Origin of the sequence: Actinoplanes sp. NPDC051859, assembly GCF_044452725.1 — a bacterium.
Classification (GTDB): domain Bacteria; phylum Actinomycetota; class Actinomycetes; order Mycobacteriales; family Micromonosporaceae; genus Actinoplanes.
In genome coordinates this window covers 1-1,443 of record NZ_JBITBX010000041.1, presented here as the reverse complement: position 1 = coordinate 1,443, position 1,443 = coordinate 1, and the positions used below count along the sequence as shown (strand labels likewise).

The window sequence follows — 1,443 nt, the reverse complement described above, 5'->3', positions numbered from 1 at the left end:
GAAAGGACTCTCAATGAGCGTGTCAAGCCGTGATGGTGGGGGGTTCGTCCTGCCAGGTGCGGTTGTCGCGGATGAGGGCCCACAGCACGTTGGTACGGCGTCGGGCCAGGCAGATGACGGCTTGGATGGGGCGTTTGCCTTCGGTGCGTTTGCGGTCGTAGTAGGCGCGGGACTCGGGGTGACAGCGCATGCTGGTCAGCGCGGACATGTACATCGTGCGACGCAGCCGGCGGTTGTAGCGGCTCGGGGTATGCAGCCTGCCGGTGCGTTTGCCGGAGTCGTTGGCGACCGGGGCCAGCCCGGCGTAGGCGGCCAGGTGATCGGCGGAGCCGATCAGGTCGGGGTCACCGATGGCAGCCAGCAGTTCCGCGCCGAGCCGGAAACCGAAGCCGGGCATCGAGACGATCACGTCGGCCAGTCGGTGGCGGCGAAACCGTTCCTCGATCGCGGTGTCCGCCTGCTTGATCCGCGTGTCGAGGTCCATCACCTCCTTGGCAAGGACGGCCACCAGTTCGGCGGCCACGTCCTCGCCGGGCAGGCGCACGGTCTGCGTCCTGGCCGCGGTGACGGCGGCCTCGGCGATACGGGCGGCGTTACGCACCCCGGCGCCCGTCAGCATCGTGGTGAGCCGGTCGACGCCGGCCCGGCGGATCGCTTTCGGCCGTTGGTAACGGGCCAGCAGGATCACCCAGCCGCGGTGATTGGCGATGTCGGCGGCGCGTTCCAACGCCGGGCACACCGCGGTCAACTGCTGGCGCAGCCGGTTGATGGTCCGGGTGCGGTCGGCGACCAGATCGGTGCGGCGGCCGGTGAGCATGCGCAGTTCAGCGATCAGGTCGTCGCCGGGGCGCAGCACCGGCAGGTCACGGCGCATCCGGGACTGGTCGGCGATGACCCGGGCGTCACGCGCGTCGGTCTTGCCCTCACCGCGATACGCCCGGGCCGCGTGGTTGACCGACCGGCCGGACAGATATCTGACCGGCTGCTCATTGGCCCACAACACACTCAGCAACAGAGCCGCTTCCACGGTGGTCAAGTCGACCGCCCACTGCACCGCCCGCGCCGCCGCGGCGCAGTCAGCGATTATCTGCACGATCTCGCGCTCGTCGTTGGCGACCTTACGCGACAGCAACACCGCACCATCGCCGTCGAGCAACGTCACCCAGTGGTGCTCCTTACCGACATCGACACCGGCCCAGCCGGACTCGATCACACTGCCCTCCCCAAGACGTTCTGGCCTCTCCACCCTCGGACAACCCCACCGTCAGGTCCTTAAAGCAGCGACAGATCGCAGATCTCAATCAGCGGCCAGGGAAGTCCAAACGAGCCGGGCGGCCAGTCCTTTCAAGCCGCACCCGAAAGCCGGCAACCACACCATCCAGCCACACCCGGCCCGCTCGGGTCGTCAGCACAACCTACTGACCCCTCAAACTTAAGGACCTC

The 1,443-nt window shown here is 67.9% G+C and carries 1 protein-coding gene; it reads right to left on the bottom strand.

The features are described 5' to 3' along the window. Window positions 1-22: 22 nt before the first annotated feature. On the bottom strand, window positions 23-1,213 hold the full coding sequence (locus ACIA1L_RS33420) for an IS110 family transposase (protein WP_396077077.1): 1,191 nt from the start codon (window positions 1,211-1,213) through the stop codon (window positions 23-25). Window positions 1,214-1,443: the final 230 nt, after the last annotated feature.